Source organism: Streptomyces sp. NPDC051243 (genome assembly GCF_044455405.1).
Classification (GTDB): domain Bacteria; phylum Actinomycetota; class Actinomycetes; order Streptomycetales; family Streptomycetaceae; genus Streptomyces.
In genome coordinates, this window is record NZ_JBITES010000012.1 from 44,521 (window position 1) to 62,352 (window position 17,832).

The following is a 17,832-nucleotide window of genomic DNA, read 5'->3' on the forward strand; positions in this document are numbered from 1 at the left end:
TTCACCGTGACCACCACGACCGACCTGGTGTCGTACGAGGACGCGCTGGCGTCGTACGACCCCGTCATGGGCCTCGAGGTCCATGTCGAACTCGGCACCAAGACCAAGATGTTCTGCGGCTGTTCGACCGCGCTCGGTCAGGACGCCAACACGCAGACCTGCCCCACCTGCCTCGGCCTGCCCGGCTCGCTCCCGGTCGTCAATGCGACCGGCGTCGAGTCCGCGATCAAGATCGGTCTCGCGCTGAACTGCGAGATCGCCGAGTGGTGCCGCTTCGCCCGGAAGAACTACTTCTATCCGGACATGCCGAAGAACTTCCAGACCTCCCAGTACGACGAGCCGATCGCCTTCAACGGCTACCTCGACGTGCAGTTGGAGGACGGCGACACCTTCCGCGTGGAGATCGAGCGCGCCCACATGGAGGAGGACACCGGCAAGTCGACGCACGTCGGTGGCGCGACGGGCCGTATCCACGGCGCCTCGCACTCGCTGCTCGACTACAACCGCGCCGGCATCCCGCTCATCGAGATCGTCACCAAGCCGATCGTCGGCGCGGGCGAGCGTGCTCCCGAGGTGGCGAAGGCGTACGTCCGTGAGCTGCGCGAGCTCATCAAGGCGCTCGGCGTGTCGGAAGCCCGCATGGAGATGGGCCAGATGCGCTGCGACGTGAACCTCTCGCTGATGCCCAAGGGCAGCGAGAAGTTCGGCACGCGCTCGGAGACGAAGAACGTCAACTCGCTGCGGTCCGTGGAGCGTGCGGCCCGTTACGAGATCCAGCGCCACGCGGCCGTCCTCAGCGGCGGCGGGACGATCGTCCAGGAGACCCGCCACTTCCACGAGGACACCGGGTCCACGACCTCGGGCCGCGTGAAGGAAGAGGCCGAGGACTACCGGTACTTCCCCGAGCCGGACCTGGTGCCGGTGGCCCCCTCCCGCGAGTGGGTCGAGGAGATCCGGGCGGCGCTCCCCGAGCTGCCGCTGGCCCGCCGTACTCGGCTCCTCGCGGAGTGGGGCATCTCGGCCGTCGACATGCAGGCGATCCTCAACGCCGGGGCCCTGGACCCGATCGTCGCGACCATCGACGCCGGTGCCGACGCCGGCTCCGCCCGCAAGTGGTGGATGGGCGAACTGGCGCGCAGCGCCAACGAGTCGGGCAAGACGCTGGACGAGCTGGCCATCACCCCGGCGCAGGTCGCCCGGGTCTCCGAGCTCGTCTCGAAGGGCGACCTGAACGACAAGCTGGCCCGCCAGGTCATCGAGGGCGTCCTCGCGGGCGAGGGCACGCCGGACGAGGTCGTCGACAAGCGCGGTCTGAAGGTCGTCTCCGACGAGGGTGCCCTGGGCACCGCCGTCGACGAGGCCATCGCCGGCAACCCGGCCATCGCCGACAAGATCCGCGGCGGCAAGGTGGCCGCGGCCGGCGCCCTGGTCGGCGCGGTCATGAAGGCGACCCGGGGTCAGGCCGACGCGGCCCGCGTCAAGGAGCTGATCCTGGAGAAGCTGGGCGTCAGCGAGGGCTGAGCGTCAACACGTGTACGGCCCCGGAGAACCCAAGGGTCCTCCGGGGCCGTTGCCGTGCCTGGGGCTGCTCGCGGTTTATGCCTTACGGCGTCCTACGAGGCGTACGAAGCCCAGCGCGCGCCCCTCGTCCGCCCGCACCATCTCGGCGTTCCGGCGGGCCATCGTGCGGTGGAACTCCTCGGGGCTCTCCTCGGCGACCACGTCGCACCACAGCAGCCAGTCCCGCCAGCCGTCGTCCAGCCAGTCGGCCGCCTCGACCTCGACGGCGCCACTGCGCGTCCAGTGCCGTCGCCACCAGTCGGCGGTGTGGAAGGACCAGAAGTCGGGCTCCCACCACGGCTTGAGATGGTCCGGTGGCTCGACGCCGTCCGGTTCCTCCCGTAGCGCCGGTACGACGACGCCGATCCGCCCGCCGGGCTTCAACAGGCGGGTGAGCGTGGGCAGATACAGGTCGTCGGTGCCGAAGTAGTGGTACGCGTCGATGCTCACGATCGCGTCGAAGCCGCCCTCGGCGAACGGCAGGTCGTGTGCCTCGGTGTGCACGGGCAGCACACGGTCGGCGAAACCGGCCTCGGCGATGCGCTTGGCGTTGTCGTCGGGCTTGATCCACAGGTCGGCGGCGGTGACCTGGGCGTCGTACTCCCTGGCCAGGAAGACGGAGGTCATCGCCCGGCCGCAGCCCAGGTCGAGGACGCGTGCGCACGGGCGCAGGGCGTCCAGGCCGAGGGCGGGGGCCAGCCACTCCAGCAGCCAGAGTGCGTTCGGGCCCATCTGGTTCTCGATGACCCAGCGGACGTCGTAGCTGTTGCTGCGGGGGTAGCGGGCGTGGGTCAGCCGCTTGGCGAGGTCCTCACTCGTCGAGGTCCTCGGGGTGATGTCCGGCATCGGTGAACGGGCTCCTTGAGTCCTGGAAGGCGGAAGGGGATACGGAGGAGCTCGGCCGGACGCTCAAACAATGCACCTGCCCAGGTCGGCGGCGGTGTGCCGCATCAGTGGCTGACCTTCGGAAGCTAGCAGTCCGCCATACGGCCCCGCATCCGGTTTTCCGGCGCGACGCGCTACGCTCGCCCGCCATGAGTGGACGTGGTGATTCCGAGATATCCGAGACACGGGAGGACGAGCCCACCGAAGTTCTGGAACACGACGAGCACACCGAGGTTCTGGAAGCCGACGAGCACACCGAGGTTCTGGAAGCCGACGAGCAGACCTGCGTTCCGGAAGACGACGAGCACACCGAAGATCCGGAGGACACCGAGGACCCGGCGCAGGTGGCGCGGCGGGCCCGCTGGACGGCTGCCGTGACCGGGGCGCTGCTCGCCCTCGCCGGGCTGTCCGCGTCGGTGCTGCGGGCCACCGGATCCGCCCCCGCCCCCGCCCTCGTCCCGGCCGCCTATGCCTTCGGCGCCGCCGTCTGCGCGCTCGCCGCGTTCCTCGGATCGCGGGGTCGGACCCGGCGGGCGCTGTGGCTGCTGGTCGCCGGCGTGATGGTGATGGCGCTCGGAGACCAGTTCGACTGATGTGAAAGGCGTCACTCAGCAATGACAGAGTGACCGTTACTGTCCTGTGATCTGCCTCCCATTCTTGTGAATAAACCCACCAACGCGGCAAACGATCTTTTCCGCCTGCGAGAGTTTGCTTCACATCGCTCATGCGTTCTTTGCGGGCTGTTCACTTCATGAACGACGGTTCCCGGCCAAAGATCCACAAATCGTCCCGGGAGCACGTTCGTGGCAGCTCTTGCACGCTGGTGTGTCCAACGCCGCCTCGTCGCCGTACTGCTCTGGCTGCTCGCCTTCGGCGCAGTGGCCGCGGCCGCCACCGTCACGGGCACCGCGTACTCGAACGACTACCACGTCCCGGGCACCGAGTCCGGCCGCGCCACCCAGCTCCTCGAGGACGGCTTCCCCGGTCTCGGCGGCGACAGTGACACCGTTGTCTGGCACACCACGTCCGGCACCGTCCGCGCCGCCGACGTCGAGCAGACCATGACCCGCGCCCTGGACGAGATCGCGGAGCTGCCGGGCGTCGCGGCCGTCGGCAGCCCGTACGGCAAGCAGGGCGGCGCCCAGATCAGCGAGGACGGGCACACGGCGTACGCCACCGTGACCTTCCACGACAGCGCCGAGAACCTCGACGAGGGCGAGGCGCGGGCCGTCGTGAACGCCGCCAGGGACGCCGAGGCCGACGGGCTCCAGGTGGAGCTGGGCGGCAGTGCCGTGGGGCTCACCGAGTCGACCGGCGGGCATCTCGCCGAGGTCGTCGGGGTGGCCGTCGCCGCGGTGGTGCTCTTCCTCGCCTTCGGCTCGCTCGCCGCCTCGCTGCTGCCCATCGCCACCGCGCTGGTCGGCGTCGGCACCGCGTACGCCGGGATCGCGCTCCTCGGGCACGCCATGACGGTGGCCGACTTCGCGCCCATGCTCGGCATGCTGATCGGGCTCGGGGTCGGCATCGACTACGCGCTGTTCATCGTCACCCGGCACCGGCGTGGGCTGAAACGCGGGCTGCCCGTCACCGAGTCGATCACCAACGCCGTGGCCACCACCGGGCGGGCCGTGGTCTTCGCGGGCGCGACCGTGTGCATAGCCCTGCTCGGGATGCTGATCCTCCGGCTCAGCTTCCTCAACGGCGTCGCGATCGCCGCCTCGCTGACCGTGGTTCTCACGGTCGCCGCCTCCGTGACCCTGCTGCCCGCCCTGCTGTCCTTCATCGGCATGCGCGCCCTCAGCCGCCGCGAACGGCGCCGGCTCGCCGAGCACGGCCCCGAGCCGGAGTTGCCCACCGGGTTCGCCGCCCGCTGGTCGGCGTTCGTGGAGCGCCACCCCAAGGCGCTCGGCGCGATCGCCCTGGCCGTCATCACGGTCCTCGCACTTCCCACCCTGGGCCTGCGCCTGGGCACCTCGGACCAGGGCAACGACCCGGAGTCCTCCACCACCCGCCAGGCCTACGACCTCCTCGCCGACGGCTTCGGCCCCGGCGTGAACGGCCCCCTCACCCTGGTCACCGAGGTCGACGGCGGTGACGACAAGCTCGCCCTCGACAACCTCGACGCCACCCTGCGCGGCACCGAGGGCGTCGCGTCGGTGACCCCGGTGACGTACAACTCCGGCGGCGACACCGCGTACCTCACCGTCGTACCGGAGTCCTCCCCGCAGTCGCGGCAGACCAGCGACCTCGTCGACCGGCTCCGCGACGAGATCCTGCCGCGCGCCGAGACCGGCACCTCGCTCGATGTGCACGTCGGCGGCATGACGGCGGGCTACGACGACTTCGCCGACGTCATCGTCGGCAAGCTGCCGCTGTTCGTCGGCGTCGTGATCGGCCTGGGCTGTCTGCTGCTCCTGCTCGCCTTCCGGTCCGTCGGCATCCCGCTGAAGGCCGCCGCGATGAACGTGGCCGCGGTCGCCGCCGCCTTCGGAGTCGTCGTCGCGATCTTCCAGTGGGGCTGGGGGAGCGAGTGGCTGGGCCTGGGCCGCGCGGGCCCGATCGAACCGTTCCTCCCGGTCATCATGGTCTCGGTCCTCTTCGGCCTCTCCATGGACTACCAGGTCTTCCTGGTCAGCCGGATGTACGAGGAGTGGCTGGAGACCGGCGACAACCGGCGGGCCGTCCGGGTCGGCCTCGCCGAGACCAGCCGGGTGATCAACTCCGCCGCCGTCATCATGATCTCGGTCTTCCTCGCCTTCGTCCTCAGCGGCGACCGCGTGATCGCCATGTTCGGCATCGCCCTCGCCGCCGCCGTCGCCCTTGACGCCTTCGTCCTGCGCACGCTCCTCGTCCCCGCCCTGATGCACCTGCTCGGCGGCGCCAACTGGTGGCTGCCCCGCTGGCTCGACAAGAGCATGCCCCGCATCAGCATCGAGCCGCCCGAGTCCCGCGCCGCCCATGAGAGGCTCACCGACGTCGTGGCCGAACTGGAGAAGGGGCAACGGGGAGATGTACGCGATATCGCTGGGTGACGACGGAGCGGAGCTGCGTCCGCTGGAACCCTGGCACGCCGAGGAGCTCGTGGCTCACCTGGAACGGGGGAGGGAGTTCATCAACCAGTTCATCGCCTTCGGCGCCAAGGCGACGGACGAGGCCTCCGCACGGGCGATGCTCCAGCGGTACGCAGACATGCGCGCCGCCGACACCGGCTCGCTGCACGGCCTGTGGCTGGAGGGCAAACTCGTGGGGGGCGTGCTCTTCCTCAACTTCGACGCGGAGAACGGCAACTGCGAGGTCGGCTGCTGGCTGGAGCCCGCTGCCGCCGGACGCGGACTGGTCACGCGCGCGATGCGTGTGCTCATCGACTTCGCCGTCGAGCAGCGCGGCATCCACCGCGTCGAATGGGTCGCCGCCTCCGGCAACACGCCCAGCCTGAACGTCGCCCGGCGCCTCGGAATGACCCGCGACGGAGTACACCGGCAGGCGCACCCCTATCGTGGGGTGCGGCACGACATGGAGGTGTGGTCGATCCTCGCCCCGGAGTGGCGTGAAGCACGCGCGCGTGCCGCACACAACGATCATTAAGACACCTCTCAGAGAGCGTCCGTACGGTGCGAGACATGGGAACGAGGACAGTGGACGAGACCGTGGCCGAGGCCAAGACCGACGACGAGAACGTGGACGTCACCAAGGCGACCGAGGCCGAGGCCGACGTCGTCGACGGGGACGGACACGAGGAGGAGGTGGCCGCCGAGGCGACGGAAGCGGCCACCTCCGGCGTCGGGCAGGGCGCGGGCGCGGTCGTCTCCGCGGCGCTCGGGCTCGTCTCCCTGACCGGAGGCTGGATCGGTACGGTCGCCGCCGCGCGCGAGACCCTCGTCGGCCAGCTGGAGACCGCCTCGAACGCGAGCGTCGCCAAGCAGATCAAGGAGGTCTACGGCGATGCCTGGCAGACCTCCGCCCTGTGGGCCGGCCTGTTCGCGCTGGCCGCGCTGATCGTCGGCGTCGTGGTGCTCGCCCGTCCCGCGTTCGGCACGCCCGGCAGGCCGCAGGCCCCCTGGATCAAGTCGGTCGCCTGGGGCGGCGTCACGCTCGGCGTCATCGGCCTGCTGCTGGCCGTGCTCAAGTACACCGACGCCCTGCTCGGTCTGCCGTCAGCTGGCTGAGCCACCGCAGCTCCCGAGGGGTCTCAGAGCCGCCGTAAGCACCTCGTACGGCGCACTGAGGCCCCTCACGCCTGCCTAAGGCCCCACCCGCCGGCGAAGATGCGGAACTCTCCCGATGCGGCGGACCCGCCTGGCAGACGAAGGTCGAAGCGTCGCGGCAGGCGACGCCCAGACCCGACTCCCACCAGGACGTACGAGGTATCCGCCATGTACGAGTACGAGCTCCACCGCATCCGTTCCGCCGAACTGATCCGCCAGGCCGAGCACGAGCGCCTGGCCCGCGCGGCCGTCCGCGCCCGTCGTGAGGCCCGCCGCGAGGCCGTGGAACACTCCGCTGAAGGTGCGGCGGAGACGGAAGCGCATACATCCCGCCGCCGCAGGCACCGGTACCCGCGTGCCGCGTGATGGTCGGTTCCGGTCATTCGGGGCCGAAGCGGGGGTCTGGGGGCGGCGGTCCCCGGAAAACCGGTGCCGGTCTGTCAGCACGGCATGTGATGCTCAAGCCCATGGAGAGCCGCTCCGTAAGCCCCGTGTTCGTCGGCCGCGCAGCCGAGTTGGAGACACTGAACGACGCCCTCGCCCGAGCCGCCGCGGGCGACCCCCAGGCGCTGCTGATCGGGGGAGAAGCCGGGGTCGGCAAGACCCGCCTCGTCGAGGAGTTCGCCGGTGCCGCCACCCGCGAGGGCGCCGTCGTCGTGTTCGGCGGCTGCGTCGAGATCGGCGCCGACGGCCTGCCGTTCGCCCCGTTCTCCACCGCGCTGCGCGCCCTGCGCCGCGAACTGCCCGAGGAACTGACGGCAGCCGCGGCCGGTCAGGAGGAGGAACTGGCCAGGTTGCTCCCCGAGTTGGGTGAATCTGCTCAACCCCGCGGAGCGGACCGCTCCGACGAGGAGGGCATGGCCCGCCTCTTCGAACTCACCGCCCGCCTCCTGGAGCGCGTCGCCGCCGGCCGCACCGTCGTGGTCGCACTGGAGGACCTGCACTGGGCCGACGCCTCCACCCGCCACCTCCTCTCCTACCTCTTCCGCACCCTGCGCACCGGCCGCCTGGTCGTCCTGGCCACCTACCGCTCCGACGACATCCACCGCCGCCACCCGCTGCGCCCGCTCCTCGCCGAACTCGACCGGCTGCGCACGGTCCGCCGTATCGAACTCGGCCGCTTCAACCGCGTCGAGGTCGGCCGGCAGATCGCCGGCATCCTCGCCCACGAACCCGACCCGGCCCAGGTCGACGAGATCTTCGAACGCTCCGACGGCAACGCCTTCTTCGTCGAGGAACTCGCCGTCGCCGCCCACGAGGGCTGCCGCACCGGCCTCACCGACTCCCTGCGCGACCTGCTCCTGGTCCGCGTCGAGAGACTGCCCGAGAGCGCCCAGCGGGTCGCCCGGATCGTCGCCGAGGGCGGCTCCACCGTCGAGTACCGGTTGCTCGCCGCGGTCGCGGGGCTCGCCGAGGACGACCTCATCGAGGCGCTGCGGGCCGCCGTGAACGTCAACATCCTCATCGCCGCGCCCGGCGGCGACGGCTACCGCTTCCGGCACTCCCTGGTCCGCGAGGCCGTCGGCGACGACCTGCTGCCCGGCGAGCGCTCCCGCCTCAACCGCCGCTACGCCGAAGCCCTGGAAGCCGACCCGACACTCGTCCCCGCCGCCGAGCGCGTCATGCGGCTGGCCAGCTACTGGTACCACGCCCACGACCCGGCCAAGGCCCTGCCCGCCGTTCTGGACGCCTCCGTCACCGCCCGCCGCCGGCACGCCCACTCCGAACAACTGCGGCTGCTGGAACGCGCGATGGAGCTGTGGGACGCCGCCCCCGAGGACGTACGGGCCACGCTGCGCCCCGTCGACTACACCGAGGTCTACCCTCCCCAACTGTCCGAAGGACATGGGGAAACCGCCAGCGGCCGCGACCCCGCCACCGCCCCCCTGCACTACCTCGACCTGATGGCCGAGGCCGCCGTCGCCGGCAGGCTCTGCGGGGAGCGCGAACGCGCCCTGAAGATCACCAAGCGGGCCCTGCACCTGCTGGAGGACGACGAAGACCCCTTGCGCGCCGCCTGGTTCTGGGTTCAGCGCTCCCGGCTGGTCCAGGCGCTGGCACGCGGCGACGGCTGGAAGGAACTGGGCACCGCGCAGGAACTCGTGCGCGGCCTGCCACCGTCCGAGGTGCACGCCGAGGTACTCGCCGCCGCGGCCAACTGGTCGATGCTGCGCGCCCCCGGCCCCGACGCCATGTCGGCCGCCGAGCGCGCCGTCGAGTACGCGCGCATGGTGGGCGCCGAGGGCATCGAGCTGAACGCACGCCTCACACTCGGCGGACTCATGGTCGACGCCGGGCAGATCGAGACCGGACTGGCCCAGATGTACGAGGTCAGGGCCGAGGTACTGGCGCGCGGCCTCGCCGCTGTCGTCGGGCGCAGCCATGTGAACCTGCCGTCCGTCCTGGAAGGCATCGGCCGCTCCGAGGAGGCCGCGGGGCTTTTGCGCGAAGGCCTGCGGCTGACCCAGAAGTGGGGCCTGCGCGACTCCGAGGCCTGGATCTGGGCGAACCTCGCCGAGTCACTGCTCTCCCTGGGCCGTTGGGAGGAGGCCGCCGAGGCCGCGGTCAACGCCCAGCGCACCGGTCAGTCCGCCAAGCCGCGCGGCGGGGCCTCCAACCACCTCGCCCAACTCGCCCTCGCCCGCGGCGACCTCGCCGAGGCCACCCGCCAACTCGCGGGCGCCCGCGCCTCCTACGGCACACACGACCCCATGCCGCAGAACAACCTGCCGATGTCCTGCCTCACCATCGGCACAGCCGCCGCCGAGGGCCGTTTCCTCGACGCCCGCGCCGAGGCCGACCGGGCCCTGAGCGCCGGTTTCCCGCCGGGCACCCAGCGCTACGCCTGGCCGCTGCTGCTGGCCGCCGCCGTAGCCGAGTCCGACGCCCGCGACCTGCCCGCCGCGCAGGAGGGCCGCGCCGCCTTCCTGGAACGGCTCTTCGAGGCCGTCCGCAAGCTCACCACGGGCGCTCCCCTGTGGCTGGCCTATGAGAAGTGGACCCGAGCCGAGCTCGACCGCGCCGAGAGCCGGGCCGCTCCCGACACCTGGTCGGACGTGGTGACCGCCTTCGAAGCCCTGGAACGCCCCTACGACCTCGCCCGGGTCCGTCACCGCCTCGCCGAGGCCCTGCTCGTGCCCGGCGGCGACGACGAGCGCGCCCGCGCCACGGAACTGCTCCGCCTGGCCCGGGCCACCGCCACCCACCTGGGAGCCCGACCCCTCGCCGACGCCGCGGCCCACCTGGCCCGGCGAGCCCGCATCTCCCTCACGGCTGCCCCGCCCCCACCCCCGACCGACCCGGCCGACTCCCTCGGTCTCACCACCCGCGAACGGGATGTCCTGCGCCTGGTCTCCGAAGGCCGCACCAACCGCCAGATCGCCGAGGCGCTCTTCATCTCCCCGAAGACCGCCAGCGTTCATGTGTCGAACATCCTCGGAAAGCTCGGCGTCTCGGGCAGGGGGGAAGCGGCCGCGGTGGCTCATCGGATGGGGTTGTTCTCGGCTGAAACTGTCACATCCGGAACGAGAAGCTGACGTTTACGCTGTAAGGGACGCCGGTCAAGGGAGGTCGCGTGTTCAACGCCTTCGAGGAGCTCTTCGCCCCCGGCCGCAAGCACACCCGCGACGAGCAGAACCGTCTGGAACTGACCCGCGAGGACGTCGGGGACAACGACCCGGGGCGTGGGCCGATAGATCTCGCGTCCGGGAAGGTGGTCGTACGGCGGGCCGAGCCGTCCGCGGAGGAGACCGGCGGGGAAGAGGCCGACGGGGAAGAGGTCAGCGGGGAGGAGACCGACGGGGAGGAGACCGACGGAGAGTAGTGAGCGGCGCTCAGCTCACCTGCACCTCCAGAATCCGGTCGTCCCCGTCCTTGGGGTCGCCCCGTCCGTCCGTGTTGCTCGTCGTCACCCACAGCTTGTCGCCGCCCGCCGCGACGACCGTGCGCAGGCGGCCGTACTCGCCCCGCAGGAACGCCTGCGGGTCCGCCGAGGCCTCCGTGCCGTTCAGCGGAACGCGCCACAGGCGCTCGCCCTTCAGGCCGGCCATCCAGACGGAGCCCTCGGCGTAGGCGATGCCGCTGGGGGAGGCTTCGTCGGTGCCCCACTGGGCCAGCGGGTTGTGGTACTCGCTGCCTTCGGACCTGCCCTCGACCTCCGGCCAGCCGTAGTTGTCGCCCGGCTTGATCGCGTTCAGCTCGTCCCAGGTGTCCTGGCCGAACTCCGAGGCGAACAGGCGCTGTTTCGCGTCCCACGCCAGGCCCTGCACATTCCGGTGGCCGTACGAGTACACGGGGGAGTCGGGGAAGGGGTTGCCGGGGGCCGGTTCGCCTTCCGGCGTCAGGCGCAGGATCTTGCCGCCGGTGGACTGCTTGTTCTGGGACAGCCCGGTGTCACCGCTCTCGCCCGTGCCCGCGTACAGCATCTTGTCCGGGCCGAAGGCGATCCGGCCGCCGTTGTGGATGAAGCCCTTGGGGATGCCCCTGAATATCGTGTCGGGCGCGCCCAGCTGTTCGCCGGACGGCTTCCGCTCGTCGTACAGCATGCGGACGATGCGGTTGTCCGAGGCCGAGGTGAAGTACGCGTAGACCATGCGGTCCGAGGCGTAGTCCGGCGACAGCGCCAGGCCCATCAGGCCGCCCTCGCCCGCGGGTGAGACTCCCGGCACCTCACCCAGCTCGGTCTTCTTGCCGGTCTCCCCGTCGACCCGGGTGATCGTGGCCTCGTCGCGGGAGGAGACGAGCAGGTCCCCGTCGGGGAGCGGGGCCAGGCCCCAGGGCGTGTTGAGGCCCTCGGCGACGGTGCGCACCACCTTGACGGAACCCTTCGCCGGCGGGGTCTCCTCGGCGGCCGGGCCGGGCGACGACCCCGCCGCCGCACTGCTGCTCGGCGCCGCGCTCCCGCCCTCGCCCGGTGATCCCCCGTCGTCGGAGGAACAGCCGGCCGTAAGCAGGAGTGCGGCCGCGGCCAGTACGGCCGTCACGACTCGACCTTGCACGATCACGGTCCCTTCGACGCGGCGGGTTCTACTCTTCTTACACCGCTCGCGCCCCACAGGTTCCCGGTCAGTGAATGTCGAACCACCGTGCTCCGGCGCCTGGCCGGTTTTCGCCCGGAACCGGGCGAAGATCAGTCCCCCGTTCTTGCGGTTCCGGTCCGGAACGCCTGCGGTTCCAGTCCCGTGATGCCTGCGATTTCAGCCCCGGGTCCCTGCGGTTCCAGTCCCGTGATGCCTGCGATTTCAGCCCCGGGTCCCTGCGGTTCCAGTCCCGTGATGCCTGCGGTTCCAGTCCCGGAACCCGTGCGCTTTCAGTCACCGGCCCGTGCGGCGTCAGTGCCACGACCCTCGCGGGGTCCGTGCCACGACCCCCGTGGCGTCCGCGCCACGACCTCGCGGCGTCAGTGCCACGACCTCGCGGCGTCAGTGCCACGACCCTCGCGGCGTCAGTGCCACGACCCTCGCGGCGTCCGCGCCACGACCTCGCGGCGTCCGCGCCACGACCTCGCGGCGTCAGTGCCACGACCCCCGTGGCATCAGCCCCGCGGCCCTTGCGGCGTCAGTCCCAGGATCCCCGCGCCCCCGGCAGCTCTGCCACCTCGGCCAGGTCCTCCGTGGTCAGCCGCAATCCCTCGGCCCTCGCGTTCTCCGTCACCCAGCGCTCCTGCTTGGCCCCGGGCACCGCGACCACGTGCCGCCCCTGCGCCAGCACCCAGGCCAGCGCCACCTGCGCGGGCGTGACCCCCTCCCCGTGCCGGCCCGCTATTCGGCGCAGGCCGACGACTATCGGCTGGTTCGACGCCATCATCTCCGCGGTGAAGCGCGGGTGCCGGGCGCGTACGTCGTCCGGTTCGAAGCCCTCGCCGGGGGTGAGTGTGCCGGTCAGGAAGCCGTTGCCCAGGGGCATGGCCGCCAGGAAGCCGACGCCGCGCGCCTCGCACCACGGCACCAGCGTCTCCAGCGCCTCCGGCGACCACACCGACAGCTCCGCCTGCACGGCGCTCACCGGGAAGACCTGCTGCACCCGCTGCAACTGCCGGATCGTCGCGTCGTGCAGACGCGCTCCCGAGCGCCGGCCGCCTCGCGCGCCCACCGCGCACAGCCCCAATGCCCGTACCTTTCCGGCCTGGACGAGCTCCGCCATCGCGCCCCACGTCTCCTCGACGGGGACCTCCGGGTCCGCGCGGTGCAGTTGGTAGAGGTCGATCACGTCCGTCTGCAGACGGCGCAGTGAGGCGTCGCAGGCCCGTTTCACATAGCCGGGGCGGCCGTTGGCCACGATGTGCTGCTCGCCGACCAGCAGCCCGACCTTCGTCGAGACGAACGCGTCCTGGCGGCGCTCCTTCAACACCCGCCCCACCAGCAGCTCGTTGGTGAACGGACCGTACATGTCGGCGGTGTCCAGCAGCGTCGAGCCGAGATCGAGGGCCCGGTGCACCGCCCTGAGCGACTCCTCGCCCCGCTGGCGCGACGAGCTGTAGGCCCAGCTCATCGGCATGCACCCGAGCCCGACGGCTCCCACCGCGAGTGCCGCCGCGCCGATCGTCCTGCGCTCCACCTGGGCGTAACCCTCCCTCTTCCGGCACCCCAACCTAACCTCTGCACACCCGTTCGCCTGACCTAGGGCCTCCCCGGCGGACCCTGTCGGCGTCGCGAACCCTGGCACGCACATTTGCTCGAAGCCGACCTGGTCCGCCGGGGAGGCCCTAGCCTCCTGACCATGACTGCTGACGTATGGCTCCCCATCCCGCCGGAAGAGATCGAGGGCCTCCCGGAGGGCCCGAACTACCGCTTCTGGGACGGCGCCGAGGAGTTTCCCGCCGACCCGGCCGCGTGCGTTTTCTACGTCGTCCCGTACATGAAGCCGCCCGCGCTCGGACAGCGCCCCCTGCCGGAGATGAGCTCCGTGGAGGTCGTGCAGACCCTCTCCGCGGGCACCGACCACGTGGAACCGGGTCTCAGGTACCTGCGCCCGGGCGTGCGGCTGTGCAACGCGCGCGGGGTGCACGAGGCGAGCACCGGTGAACTCACGCTCACCCTGATCCTCGCCTCACTGCGCGGTGTCCCCGACTTCGTGCGGGCGCAGGACAAGGGGGAGTGGCTCGGCGGGTTCCGGCCCGCGCTGGCCGACAAGAACGTCCTCATCGTGGGATACGGCGCGATCGGGGCCGCGATCGAGGACCGGCTCGCACCTTTTGAACTGGCGCGGGTGGCGCGCATCGCGCGCTCTGAGCGCACCACGGCGCGCGGACCCGTGCATCCGCTCACCGAACTGCCCGCTCTGCTCCCCGAAGCGGACGTCGTCATCCTGTGCACGCCCCTGACGGACACCACCCGCCACCTGGTGAACGCCGACTTCCTGGCCCGCATGAAGGACGGCGCTCTGCTGGTCAACGTCGCCCGCGGAGCCGTGGTCGACACCAAGGCGCTGCTCGCCGAGCTGGAGACCGGACGCATCACCGCCGCCCTGGACGTCACCGATCCCGAACCGCTCCCGCGCGAACACCCCCTGTGGCGTGCGCCGGGCGTGCTGATCAGCCCGCACGTGGGCGGGCCGACATCCGCGTTCCTGCCGCGCGCCAAGCGGCTGCTGGTGGACCAGTTGAGTCGTTACGTGAACCGGGAGCCCCTGCGCAACGTGATCCTTACGACGGGCGCGACGCACGCGTGACGCTCACGGGCCGAGCATCGCGCGGGTGCCGCGCACGCCGCGCGTAACAGCCTCTACATCCGGTTCGAGTACCCTCCGCAACCCTACGGAAGCGGTCCGTACTCGCATATGCGCTGGTCGTCACGGAGCGTAGAGGCGCTATGTCCCTGAGTGACGAGACTGGTGTATCGTCCGGACAGGGGTTGCGCCGCGCACCGTCGGCGCCGGGGATGGACATTTCAGATTTGTGAGGGGGGCGACGGGCGATGCACGGCCAATGGACGAGCGAACCGACGCGGCGGGGCCGCCGACGGCGACCCTGGGGTACGGCCGCGCGCAGACGCGGCCACCACGACAGCCACGGCTGCCGTCACAGCCATCACCAGCGCAGGCACAGCGGCCGCAGGCGGCATGAGCAGCCGGCGCCCCGGGACACTCGGGACCCGGGAGCGGCGCGGACCGGGAGGGCCCGGTGAGCCCGCCGCCCCCCACGACCACCCTCGACTCGGCGCTGCGGGTACGGCCCTCGCCGTCCGCGATGCTGCCCCGTCTGTCGTCCTGCGGTCGCGGCTCGGGGCTGATGCCGCAACTCGTTCTGGCCCTGGTGTGCGCGGGATACGCCGTCGGTTCCGCGCTCGGCTGGGGTTCGGACCAACTCGCGCTGATCATGGGCGACTTCGGGCTGGCCGCCGCGGCCGGCGCCGCCGCCGTGTCCTGCTTCCGCTACGCCCGTAGCGGCCGTATCCGCTTTCGACCCGCCTGGTTGCTGTTCGCCCTCTCCTCGGCGATGGCGGCCCTCGGCAACCTGGTCTGGGGGTGGTACGAGGTCGTCCTGGGGCGGCCCGTGCCCACCCCGTCCTACGCCGACGGGTTCTTCCTGTGCTTCGCGCCGCCCGCCATCGTGGGGCTCCTGGTGCTCGCCAAGCGTCCGGTGACCAAGGCCGGCTGGATCTGCCTCGGGCTGGACGCCTGGCTGATCGGCGGCTCGCTGCTGACGCTGGCGTGGAGCCTCGCCCTGGCCCAGGCGGCCAAGATCGACTCGGACGCCAGCGTGGCGCACACCGCGCTCTCGCTCGCCTACCCGCTGCTCGACATCGCCCTGGTCAGCATGGTGCTCGCGCTGCACTTCCGCCGCTCGTCGGCGAACCGCACCGCGATCAACACCGCGATCGGCGCGCTCGCCCTGACCGTGATGTGCGACGCCCTGTTCACCTCGCCGCTGCTGCACAACAGCTACCGCTCGGGCCAGCTGCTCGACGCCGGCTGGTTCGCCGGCTCGCTGCTCCTGGCGTACGCCCCCTGGGCCGCGCCCCGGCACGGGCGCGGCGAGGCCGAGCGGCAGCACACGGGGCACACGCGTGTGGTGCACGAGCACGTGCCCGGCCAGCGCGCCGGAATCCACCACCACCACACGCCCGCGCAGGCGGGTGATCACACCCGGTACCCGGTCACCCGGCCGATCGCCGGCTCCCTGGCCGCGCTCACGCCCTATCTGGCCGCCGCCGTCTGCACGCTGGGGATCCTCTACAACGTCCTCAACGGCCGCAGCGTCGACCGTGTCGTGCTCATCACCGGCGGCACCGTCGTGCTCGCCCTCGTGGTGCGCCAGGGCATCATGCTGCTCGACAACATCACCCTCACCCAGGAACTGGCGCAGAAGGAGAACCACTTCCGCTCCCTGGTGCAGGGCTCCAGCGACGTCATCATGATCGCCGCGACCAACGGCATCCTCCGGTACGTCTCCCCGGCCGCCGCCGGGGTCTACGGCCGTACCGCCGAGGAGCTGGTGGGTACGGAACTGGCCAATCTCATCCACCCGGAGGACCTGGGCTGCGTGGTGCACGAGGTGCGCCGCTTCCTCGCCGCCAGCCCACTCGAGGAACCCACTACGCGCATCGAATGCCGCTTCCGGTCCGGCGAGGGCGGCTGGCTCAATGTCGAGTCGACCGTCAACCGGCACCACGGCGGCCTCATCTTCAACAGCCGGGACGTGACCGAAAGAGTGCGCCTGCAGGCGCAGCTCCAGCACAACGCCGAGCACGACCCGCTCACCGACCTGCCCAACCGCGCGCTGTTCACCAAGCGCGTCCAGCAGGCCCTGTCCGGCCGCCGAGCCACCGACCGGGGCCTCGCCCTGCGCAACACGGCCGTCCTCTTCATCGACCTCGACGGCTTCAAGGGCGTCAACGACACGATCGGACACCAGGCCGGGGACGAACTGCTCGTCCAGGCCGCCCGCAGACTCCAGGAGGCGGTCCGGCACGGGGACACCGCGTCCCGGCTGGGCGGCGACGAGTTCGCGGCCCTGATCGCCGGGGACAACACCCGGGACCGCGCCGCCCGTGAACGCCACATCGTGGAGCTCGCCGATCGCCTCAGGGCGACGCTGTCACAGCCGTACCTCATCGACGGCAACGATGTCCGGGTCAACGCATCCATCGGCGTGGCCTTCGCCGAGCCCGGCCTCGGAGCGGGCGAGCTGCTGCGCAACGCCGACCTGGCCATGTACCGCGCCAAGGCGGGCGGCAAGGGCCGCGTCGAGCTGTACAAGCCGCAGATGCAGCAGGACGTCGTACGCAAGGCGGAGCTGGCCACGCGTCTGCGCGCCGCGCTGCACGACGGCGAGTTCGCCCTGCTGCACCAGCCGGTGGTGTGCCTCGCGGACGGCCGGATCACATCGGTCGCCGCCCAGGCGCGCTGGCGGTCCTCGCAAGGGGTGCTGTTCACGCCCGCCGAGTTCCTGCGGGTGGCCGAGGACAGCGACAAGACCGCCGAGCTGGGCCGTTGGATGCTCCGGGAGGCCGTCGAGCAGGCCGCGGAGCGCACCGCGACCGGGCTCGCGGTCCCCGTCGCCGTGCGGATGAGCGCGCGCCGGCTGCTGGACCGGTCGATGCCGCTCGGCTCCATCGAGGCGCTGCTGACCCGGCACGGGCTGCCGTCCGGGTCGCTGATCATCGAGATGTCCGACCTCGACCCCCGCATCCCGCTGGACGAACTGGAGCGCCGCCTGAGCGGCCTGCGCAGAGTCGGTGTCCGGGTCGCCCTGGACGGCTTCGGCAGCGGATACGGCGCGATCACGGCCCTGCGCAGGCTCCCCGTCGACATCCTCAAGCTCGACCGCGGTCTGGTCGAGGGGGTCGTCGAGTCCGCGCGGCTGCACAAGATCACCAGTGGGCTGCTGCGGATCGCCGGCGACCTCGGGCTGCAGTCCGTGGCCGACGGTGTGGACCTGCCGGAGCAGGTCGTCGCCCTGCGCGCGATGGGGTGCACACACGGGCAGGGCATGGCGTTCGCCGGGCCGCTGGACGAGTACCGGCTGCGCCGGGCGCTCAGTTCCGGCCACTATCCGGTGCCGCACGGACCGGTGGAGCCGGCGTTCGCGGGCGGTGGGGCAGGGGTGTACACCAGTGGTGTGACCGCTGTTCTCGGAGGCGGAAGTGCCCTTCGCTCACATAATGAGACTCCCGTCCCACCCACTTGACAGTGGGTGTGTGCCGGGGGGAGGGTCAGTGCCATGCGCACCCGAATTCTCGTA

The 17,832-nt window shown here is 71.4% G+C and carries 13 protein-coding genes; 10 read left to right on the forward strand and 3 right to left on the reverse strand.

Annotation, left to right across the window (positions count from 1 at the left end; all coding sequences use genetic code 11):
* The first annotated feature begins 6 nt into the window (after positions 1–6).
* Positions 7–1,521, forward strand: a complete 1,515-nt coding sequence (gene gatB / locus ACIBAG_RS29250; RefSeq protein ID WP_399109028.1) for an Asp-tRNA(Asn)/Glu-tRNA(Gln) amidotransferase subunit GatB — start codon at positions 7–9, stop codon at positions 1,519–1,521.
* Positions 1,522–1,596: 75 nt separating this feature from the next.
* On the opposite strand, the gene ACIBAG_RS29255 is transcribed toward gatB, so the two are convergent.
* On the reverse strand, positions 1,597–2,406 hold the full coding sequence (locus ACIBAG_RS29255) for an SAM-dependent methyltransferase (RefSeq protein ID WP_399109030.1): 810 nt from the start codon (positions 2,404–2,406) through the stop codon (positions 1,597–1,599).
* Between the two features lie 188 nt (positions 2,407–2,594).
* Between ACIBAG_RS29255 and ACIBAG_RS29260 the strand changes: the two genes are divergently transcribed.
* The 7 genes from ACIBAG_RS29260 (at position 2,595) to ACIBAG_RS29290 (ending at position 10,473) form a co-directional block, all read left to right on the forward strand.
* A complete protein-coding gene (locus ACIBAG_RS29260) occupies positions 2,595–3,038 on the forward strand; it encodes a hypothetical protein (protein ID WP_399109032.1) in 444 nt (147 codons plus the stop codon).
* Between the two features lie 210 nt (positions 3,039–3,248).
* Positions 3,249–5,477, forward strand: coding sequence for an MMPL family transporter (locus ACIBAG_RS29265; protein ID WP_399109034.1), 2,229 nt, complete (start codon positions 3,249–3,251; stop codon positions 5,475–5,477).
* Complete coding sequence (locus ACIBAG_RS29270) at positions 5,455–6,030, forward strand: GNAT family N-acetyltransferase (protein ID WP_399109036.1); 576 nt, start codon at positions 5,455–5,457, stop codon at positions 6,028–6,030. The genes ACIBAG_RS29265 and ACIBAG_RS29270 overlap by 23 nt, the downstream gene beginning before the upstream one ends.
* A 35-nt stretch (positions 6,031–6,065) precedes the next feature.
* Entirely contained in the window at positions 6,066–6,611 is a 546-nt protein-coding gene (locus ACIBAG_RS29275) for a hypothetical protein (protein WP_399109038.1), read from the forward strand.
* 207 nt (positions 6,612–6,818) lie between these two features.
* On the forward strand, positions 6,819–7,016 hold the full coding sequence (locus ACIBAG_RS29280) for a hypothetical protein (protein WP_399109040.1): 198 nt from the start codon (positions 6,819–6,821) through the stop codon (positions 7,014–7,016).
* A gap of 89 nt (positions 7,017–7,105) precedes the next feature.
* Positions 7,106–10,186, forward strand: a complete 3,081-nt coding sequence (locus ACIBAG_RS29285; RefSeq protein ID WP_399109041.1) for an AAA family ATPase — start codon at positions 7,106–7,108, stop codon at positions 10,184–10,186.
* A gap of 38 nt (positions 10,187–10,224) precedes the next feature.
* Positions 10,225–10,473, forward strand: coding sequence for a DUF6191 domain-containing protein (locus ACIBAG_RS29290; RefSeq protein WP_399109042.1), 249 nt, complete (start codon positions 10,225–10,227; stop codon positions 10,471–10,473).
* Between the two features lie 10 nt (positions 10,474–10,483).
* Here the strand turns inward: ACIBAG_RS29290 and ACIBAG_RS29295 are convergent, their stop codons facing one another.
* Positions 10,484–11,632 (reverse strand): PQQ-dependent sugar dehydrogenase, encoded by a 1,149-nt coding sequence (locus ACIBAG_RS29295; RefSeq protein WP_399109043.1) that lies wholly within the window; start codon positions 11,630–11,632, stop codon positions 10,484–10,486.
* Between the two features lie 574 nt (positions 11,633–12,206).
* Positions 12,207–13,205 (reverse strand): aldo/keto reductase, encoded by a 999-nt coding sequence (locus tag ACIBAG_RS29300; protein ID WP_399109044.1) that lies wholly within the window; start codon positions 13,203–13,205, stop codon positions 12,207–12,209.
* 162 nt (positions 13,206–13,367) lie between these two features.
* Between ACIBAG_RS29300 and ACIBAG_RS29305 the strand changes: the two genes are divergently transcribed.
* Together ACIBAG_RS29305 and ACIBAG_RS29310 are read left to right on the forward strand one after the other, a co-directional pair.
* On the forward strand, positions 13,368–14,318 hold the full coding sequence (locus ACIBAG_RS29305) for a 2-hydroxyacid dehydrogenase (RefSeq protein WP_399109046.1): 951 nt from the start codon (positions 13,368–13,370) through the stop codon (positions 14,316–14,318).
* 451 nt (positions 14,319–14,769) lie between these two features.
* Positions 14,770–17,778, forward strand: coding sequence for a putative bifunctional diguanylate cyclase/phosphodiesterase (locus tag ACIBAG_RS29310; RefSeq protein WP_399109048.1), 3,009 nt, complete (start codon positions 14,770–14,772; stop codon positions 17,776–17,778).
* Positions 17,779–17,832: the final 54 nt, after the last annotated feature.

Bases quoted from the DNA above. Each gene is read 5' to 3' on its own strand.
- ACIBAG_RS29255 (WP_399109030.1), bottom strand. From the start codon at position 2,406: ATGCCGGACATCACCCCGAGGACCTCGACGAGTGAGGACCTCGCCAAG.
- ACIBAG_RS29260 (WP_399109032.1), top strand. From the start codon at position 2,595: ATGAGTGGACGTGGTGATTCCGAGATATCCGAGACACGGGAGGACGAG.
- ACIBAG_RS29270 (WP_399109036.1), top strand. From the start codon at position 5,455: ATGTACGCGATATCGCTGGGTGACGACGGAGCGGAGCTGCGTCCGCTG.
- ACIBAG_RS29275 (WP_399109038.1), top strand. From the start codon at position 6,066: ATGGGAACGAGGACAGTGGACGAGACCGTGGCCGAGGCCAAGACCGAC.
- ACIBAG_RS29280 (WP_399109040.1), top strand. From the start codon at position 6,819: ATGTACGAGTACGAGCTCCACCGCATCCGTTCCGCCGAACTGATCCGC.
- ACIBAG_RS29285 (WP_399109041.1), top strand. From the start codon at position 7,106: ATGCTCAAGCCCATGGAGAGCCGCTCCGTAAGCCCCGTGTTCGTCGGC.
- ACIBAG_RS29305 (WP_399109046.1), top strand. From the start codon at position 13,368: ATGACTGCTGACGTATGGCTCCCCATCCCGCCGGAAGAGATCGAGGGC.